This window comes from Skermanella stibiiresistens SB22 (assembly GCF_000576635.1).
In the GTDB taxonomy this organism is placed as follows: Bacteria; Pseudomonadota; Alphaproteobacteria; order Azospirillales; family Azospirillaceae; genus Skermanella; species Skermanella stibiiresistens.
Map to the genome: position 1 here is coordinate 41,585 of NZ_AVFL01000040.1, position 6,281 is coordinate 47,865.

Annotated in this window: 6 protein-coding genes; 3 read left to right on the plus strand and 3 right to left on the minus strand. The window is 69.9% G+C overall.

The annotated features are described in order from the left end of the window. Window position 1: 1 nt before the first annotated feature. The 3 genes from N825_RS31365 to mutY all read right to left on the minus strand — a co-directional run bounded on the left by N825_RS31365 (window position 2) and on the right by mutY (window position 2,763). On the minus strand, window positions 2-832 hold the full coding sequence (locus N825_RS31365; protein WP_037460443.1) for a formate/nitrite transporter family protein: 831 nt from the start codon (window positions 830-832) through the stop codon (window positions 2-4). Window positions 833-909: 77 nt separating this feature from the next. Beyond that, on the minus strand, window positions 910-1,632 hold the full coding sequence (locus tag N825_RS31370; protein ID WP_051513716.1) for a DUF1194 domain-containing protein: 723 nt from the start codon (window positions 1,630-1,632) through the stop codon (window positions 910-912). After that, on the minus strand, window positions 1,633-2,763 hold the full coding sequence (gene mutY / locus N825_RS31375; protein WP_037460445.1) for an A/G-specific adenine glycosylase: 1,131 nt from the start codon (window positions 2,761-2,763) through the stop codon (window positions 1,633-1,635). A 124-nt stretch (window positions 2,764-2,887) separates the two neighbouring features. Here mutY and N825_RS31380 point away from each other — a divergent pair, with 124 nt between their 5' ends. From N825_RS31380 to N825_RS31390, 3 genes are all read left to right on the plus strand, one after another. Beyond that, window positions 2,888-3,352 (plus strand): DUF721 domain-containing protein, encoded by a 465-nt coding sequence (locus N825_RS31380; RefSeq protein ID WP_037460447.1) that lies wholly within the window; start codon window positions 2,888-2,890, stop codon window positions 3,350-3,352. A 107-nt stretch (window positions 3,353-3,459) separates the two neighbouring features. Next, complete coding sequence (locus tag N825_RS31385; RefSeq protein WP_245613287.1) at window positions 3,460-4,230, plus strand: DsbA family protein; 771 nt, start codon at window positions 3,460-3,462, stop codon at window positions 4,228-4,230. A 44-nt stretch (window positions 4,231-4,274) separates the two neighbouring features. Further along, the coding region (locus N825_RS31390; protein ID WP_037460449.1) for a chromosome segregation SMC family protein at window positions 4,275-6,281 on the plus strand (2,007 nt) is incomplete at its 3' end.

Sequence of the window (6,281 nt, forward strand, 5' to 3'; positions counted from 1 at the left end):
GTCATGTTCCCTCCTCCTTGACCTGCGCGTGGGCCAGCAACGCCACCAGCCCGACGCCACCCACGACATTTCCGAGCAGCGTCGGCAGGATGAAGCCCACCAGGTATTCGCTCCACGGCACGACCCCGGCGAAGGCGGCGTGTGCCACCTCGACCGAGCCCGCGATGATGTGGGCGAGTTGCCCCAGGCTGACGAAATAGGTCAAACCGACGATCACGAAGGGCTTGGCGGAGCCGGCCAGGGGCAGCAGCCAGACCAGCAGCGCTATCATCCAGCCGGCGAAGATGGCCTTGATGAAGGTGGTCAGCGCCGCCGGTTCGGCGGCGTGGCGGCCAAGCTCGGTGAATTGCTCCTTGGCCGCCGGCGAGAACACCTCGGTTCCCTCCACGGTCCAGGCGAACAGGAGGGTGCCCAGGATGTTGGCCGCGAAGACGATTGCCCAGAGCCGCGCCACGTCGCCGATCCGGACCCAGCTCTTCTGGTGCAGCAGCGGCAGCACCGCCGTCAGGGTGTTCTCGGTGAACAGTTGCTGCCGGCCCAGGATGACGACCAGGAAGCCCAGGCTGTAGCCGAAGCTGCTCAGCAAGGGCCGCCAAGGCTCGTCCGGGAGCGCCGCGCGGATCAGCCCGTCGCCGACCATGGAGAAACCCATCGACAGGCCCGCCGCCAGTCCCGACCACATCAGCGACGACGCGGGCCGGCTCAACTCCTCCTCGCCCTCCTTCCGCACCGCCTCGTGGACGATCAGCGTGCGCGGGGCGGTGATCTCGTCGACGTTCTCGCGTTCCTCGGTTCCAAGCTCGTCGGAGGGTATGTGCCGGGTGTCTGTCATGGGTGATCCGATCAGGGGTTTGCCAAGCCCCAACGCGCCGCCGCCGGATTTGCTGCGATGCCCAAGAGGATTTGGGCCTAGCGCGCCGCCAGCCGCACCGCCGGCGCCTCGCCGGGATCGCCGGCGATCTCCTTGACCAGCTTCCGCGTGATCGAGTCGCCGAAGCTGTCGCGGTTCTCGGCGGTGGTGACGAAGGCGAAGGGACCGCCGATCACGCTCTCCTCGTAATACTCCTCCAGCCAGTCGTACTCGTCCAGGATCGCCAGCGCGTTGATCGTGACGCCCTTCGCGACCGCGCGGTCGCGGGCACCCGACACCTCGACGCCGCTGTTGCTGAAGCCGTTGCCGCAGATGTCGATGACTTGGCGCGGCGCCTCGAAGCCGTTGTGGTCGAACAGATCGGCCGCCCGGTCGATGGCGCTGCCGATCGCCGTGCTGCCGTCGCGCTGCGCCCGGTCCAGCTTGGCGATGCCGTCGGCGAACCGCACGGCGTCGGCGGCATCGGCGATCCGGGTCCACGGCACCACGGTCTCCAGCGTGTTCGGCCCCGCCCATTGCACCAGGGTGACCGCGACCGCGCGGTTGCCGGTGGCGGTCAGCGCGTCGGCCACCCGCTGGCTGCGGAACGCCGCCGCGTGGCCCCGCAGCTGGAACTCCAAGGCGCCGGTCGAGATGCTGCCCGACGCGTCGACCGCCAGGACAAGCTCCAGGTCGACCGGCTGGTCGGTCGCCCGCGCGACGCCACCCGACACGCCCATGACCATCGCCACCGCCACCGCCAATCCCCAGGATCGGATCATTCAGAATACTCCACCACTCGGTTCCGACGCGCCCAAGGCGTGCCGGACGACCTTCATCATCACCGTCGGCAAGGCGTGATCGGACAGCCGATCGACCGGGACCCAGATCCCCTCCGCCGCCTTCCACGAGTCCCCGCCGACCCGCGCCGCCGCGACCTGAAGTTCCAGGTGAAAGTGGGTGAAGGTATGGCGGACCAGTCCCGGCAGCAGACGCCATTTCGCCGCGGCGGGCGCCTGGATCCCGGCGGCGGCGAGGCTTTGGGCCGGCCGTTCGAGCCAATCACCCGACGGCACCTCGATCATACCGCCGAGCAGCCCGCTCTCCGGCCGGCGGCGCAGCAGCACGGCGCCTTCCGGGTTCAGCAGCCAGAACGCCATGCCGCGCCGGGTCGGCTTGTCCGCCTTGGGCGTCTTGCGCGGCAGGGTCTCGGCGATGCCGGCGGCCCTGGCGGCGCAGCCGTCATGCCAGGGGCACTGGCCGCATCTGGGCTTGCGCGGCACGCAGACCGTGGCGCCCAGATCCATCACCGCCTGGGCGTAGTCGCCGGGCCGGCGGTCGGGCGTGATCGTGTCGGCCAGCACGCGGAGCTTTTCCTTCGACCCTGGAAGCGGCTCCTCCACCGCGAACAGGCGGGCCATGACGCGCTCGACATTGCCATCCAGCACGGTGGCGCGTCGGTCGAAGGCGATGGCCGCGACCGCCGCGGCGGTATAGGCGCCGATGCCCGGAAGTTGCCGCAATCCCTCTTCAGTATCGGGGAAATGGCCGCCGTGCGATCCGGCCACCGCTTGGGCGCACTTGTGCAGGTTGCGCGCCCGCGCGTAATAGCCAAGCCCGGCCCAGGCGTGGAGGACGGCGTCAAGGTCGGCCGCCGCCAGATCGGCGACGGTTGGCCACCGCTTCAGGAAAGCCTCGAAATAGGGACCTACCGTGACCACCGTCGTCTGCTGAAGCATGATCTCCGACAGCCAAACATGGTAGGGATCGGCGGTCCGGCCGGCCGGTGCCCGCCACGGCAGGACCCTGCGGTGACTGTCGTACCAGGCCAGCAGGGAGCGGGCGAGGACGGCCGGTTCCAGGGTCCGGGCCGGCGCCGCCGGAAAAAGGCTTGGTTCTTTGGTCGATGTCATGGTGTGTTGTCGCCCCGCGACAGGTGCTTTAACAATAGGTTCGATGAGAATAGTCCCCGTCACCCGATCAGCCACCCGTTTCGGCTCCCCACTTATCCGCCCCTCATGTTTTGGAGATCCGCGCATGTCAGCCCCCCGCCCCCTCGCCCGCATCGTGCCCAAGGTGGCCGGCAAGGCGCTGGGAAAGCGCGGCATGGCGTTCGGCACGCTGATCACGGACTGGGCGACCATCATGGGCCCGGAGCTGGCGCGCAGCACCCTGCCGCAGAAACTGGCCTTCCCGCCCGGCCAGCGCGAGGGGGCGACGCTGCATCTCAAGGTTTCCGGTTCGGCGGCGCTGGAGGTCCAGCATTCCGAACCGCAGCTGATCGAGCGGATCAACGCCTTCTTCGGCTATCAGGCGGTGGAGCGGATCAAGCTGATCCAGGGTCCCCTGCCCGGCGGTCCGCGCCGCCCCAAGGTCCAGCGCCCGATGACGGCGGAGGAGGAGACCAACATCCAGCGGGCCGCCCAATCCGTCGAGGACGAGGGCCTGCGCGACGCCCTGATCCGGCTGGGAAGGGCGGTCCATGCCAAGACCGCGCCATGACCCGAAGCGTGATCCGAAGGGGGAACCCTCCCCCGAACCCGTCCAACGCTTGCCCGAACGGGTAGGCGACCTCTATATTCACTAGCTCTTGCATCCAGGAGGGCATCTTGCGCCGCTATATGCTGGGATTGGCCATGGTAGCCGTGGTCGTTGTTGGGGCCGGCGTCGGCCTCGTGAACACCGGCGTCATCGCCAAGGAAACACCGGCACCCGAGATCATCGCCCCCGCGCGGGCCGGGTCGGTCCCGGACCATGACTCCACGCCGAAGCCGACACAGGTCGTCCAGGCCCAGCTCGCCCAGGGTCAGGCGACCCAGGCCCAGGTCGCCCAGGCGGCCGAGAAGAACGATCCGCTGAGCGAGCGCGTGCTGGGAGACCCCAACGCGCCGGTCACGATCCTCGAATACTCCTCCCTGACCTGCCCGCACTGCGCCAGCTTCCACGCAAACACGCTGCCGCAGCTGAAGAAGGACTACATCGACACCGGCAAGGCCAAGCTGGTGTTCCGCGACTTCCCGTTCGACCGGGCGGCGCTCCAGGCCAGCATGCTCGCCCGCTGCTCCAACCCGGAGCGGTACTTCGGCTTCCTCGACGTGCTGTTCAAGAGCCAGAACAAGTGGGCGGGCGCCAGCGATCCGGCCCAGGCGCTGGCCCAGACCGGCAAGCTGGCCGGTGTCGGCGACCAGCAGTTCCAGTCCTGCATGTCCAACGAGGCTTTGGCCAACAAGCTGATCGAGCGTCGGCTCGAGGCGGAGCAGAAGTACCAAGTCCAATCGACGCCGACCTTCGTGATCATGCGCGGCGACACCATCGAGAAGGTCGTCGGCGCCCAGCCGATCACCGAATTCGCCCGCGTGATCGACAAGCTGGGTTCGTGATCCGGCGGCGCTGAACTCGGGACAGGATTGGGGTCGGCCGCGCCGTGCAGTTCGTCAAGCTCCGCATTTCGGGCTTCAAATCGTTCGTCGACCCCACCGAGCTGGTGATCGAGCCGGGCATGACCGGCATCGTCGGTCCCAACGGCTGCGGCAAGTCCAATCTGGTCGAGGCGCTGCGCTGGGTCATGGGCGAGACCTCCGCCAAGAAGATGCGCGGCGACGACATGGACGACGTCATCTTCGGCGGGACCGACAAGCGGCCGGCCCGCAACATCGCCGACGTCACGCTGTCGGTCGACAATTCCAGCCGCACCGCGCCGACCGGCTTCAACGACTTCGACGATCTCGACATCCAGCGTCGAATCGAGCGGGGCTCCGGCTCCGACTACCGCATCAACGGCAAGATCGTCCGCGCTCGCGACGTGCAGCTGCTGTTCGCCGACAACGCCAGCGGCGCCAACTCGCCGGCCCTGGTCAGCCAAGGGCGCATCGGCACCATCATCAACGCCAAGCCGACCGAGCGGCGCGTGCTGCTGGAGGATGCGGCCGGCATCACCGGCTTGCATTCCCGCCGGCACGAGACGGAACTGAGGCTCAAGGCGACCGAGGCCAACTTGTCGCGGCTGGACGACGTGATCGTCACGATGGACGCCCAGCTCGGCACCTTGAAGAAGCAGGCCAAGCAGGCGTCGCGTTACCGGAACCTCAGCGAGCAGATCCGACGGACCGAGGCGGTGTCGCTGCATCTCCGCTGGGTCGCCGCCGAATCGGCGCTGGCGACGGCGCGCCTTGGCTTCAACGATGCCGAGGTGCTGGTCCGCGACCGCATGGCCGAGGTCGCGGCGGAAACGACCAAGCGCGCCGCCGACGCCGAGGGTCTGCCCCGGCTGCGCCAGACCGAGGCGGCCGCCGCCCAAGCCCTGCAACGGCTGGTGATCGCCCGCGAGGCGCTGGACGCGGAGGAGAGGCGGGTCGCCGAGGCGCGGACGGCCAACCAGCGCCGTCTGGCGCAGGTCGCCACCGACTTGGCGCGCGAGCGGGCGCTGGCGGAGGACGCCGGCACCGCCTTGACCCGCCTGACCGACGAACGGGACGGGTTGATCGAGGAACAGGGCGACGAGGTGGCCGTCGAGGAGGCCGCCCGCGAGGCGCTGGACGAGGCGCGCGAACGGGTCGACGCCCTGGACCGAGAATTGACCGCCCTGACCGAGCGAACCGCCGCCGACGAGGCGCGGCGCGGCGCCCTCCAGCGGCAGGCGGCCGAATTGGAGCAACGGCTGGCGACCGCCACCCGCCGCTTGGAGGAGCAGCGGCGCCAGCGCGCGGCGCTGGAGGCCGAACTGGCCGACCGCCCCGACATGGACGCCGCCGAGGAGGCGGTCGCGGCGGCCGAGGAGGCGCTGGAGATCGCCCGTGACCGGGCAGAGGCGGCCGAGACCACCAAGGCGGCGGCGGAGGCCACGATGGGCCGGAGCCGCGACGCACAGCAGGCGGCGGATGCCGTCCGCGCCCGGCTGAAGGCGGAGGAGACCGCGCTGGCGGAACTGCTCGAATCCGGGTCCGGCGACCTGTTTCCGCCCCTGATCGACGCGGTGACCGTGGCGCCGGACTACGAGGTCGCCATCGCCGCGGCGTTGGGCGACGACTTGACGGCGCCGCTGGACGAGGCCGCCGCCGTCCACTGGCGCTCCCATCCGGCGCTGGAGCGGACGGAACCCTTGCCACCCGGCGCCGTGCCTCTGTCCGCCAAGGTCAAGGCCCCTCCGGCGCTCGCCCGCTGCCTGGACCACATCGGTGTCGTCGCCAGCGCGGCGGAAGGCGACGCGCTCGCCCCTACCCTGTCGCCTGGCCAGATCCTGGTCACCCGCGACGGCGCGTCGTGGCGCTGGGACGGCTTGTCGGTCGTGGCGGGCGCTCCCACGGCGGCGGCGATCCGGCTGCGGCAGCGCAACCGGCTGGCCGAGCTTCGGCTGGAACTGGACGGCGCCGAGGATACCGCCGCGGCGGCCCGCGCCGATTTCGAAACCGCCCGCGCCGCCGCCGGTGAGGCC

Coding starts and splice junctions, on each gene's coding strand:
- N825_RS31380 (WP_037460447.1), top strand. CDS start 2,888: ATGTCAGCCCCCCGCCCCCTCGCCCGCATCGTGCCCAAGGTGGCCGGC.
- mutY (WP_037460445.1), bottom strand. CDS start 2,763: ATGACATCGACCAAAGAACCAAGCCTTTTTCCGGCGGCGCCGGCCCGG.
- N825_RS31370 (WP_051513716.1), bottom strand. CDS start 1,632: ATGATCCGATCCTGGGGATTGGCGGTGGCGGTGGCGATGGTCATGGGC.
- N825_RS31365 (WP_037460443.1), bottom strand. CDS start 832: ATGACAGACACCCGGCACATACCCTCCGACGAGCTTGGAACCGAGGAA.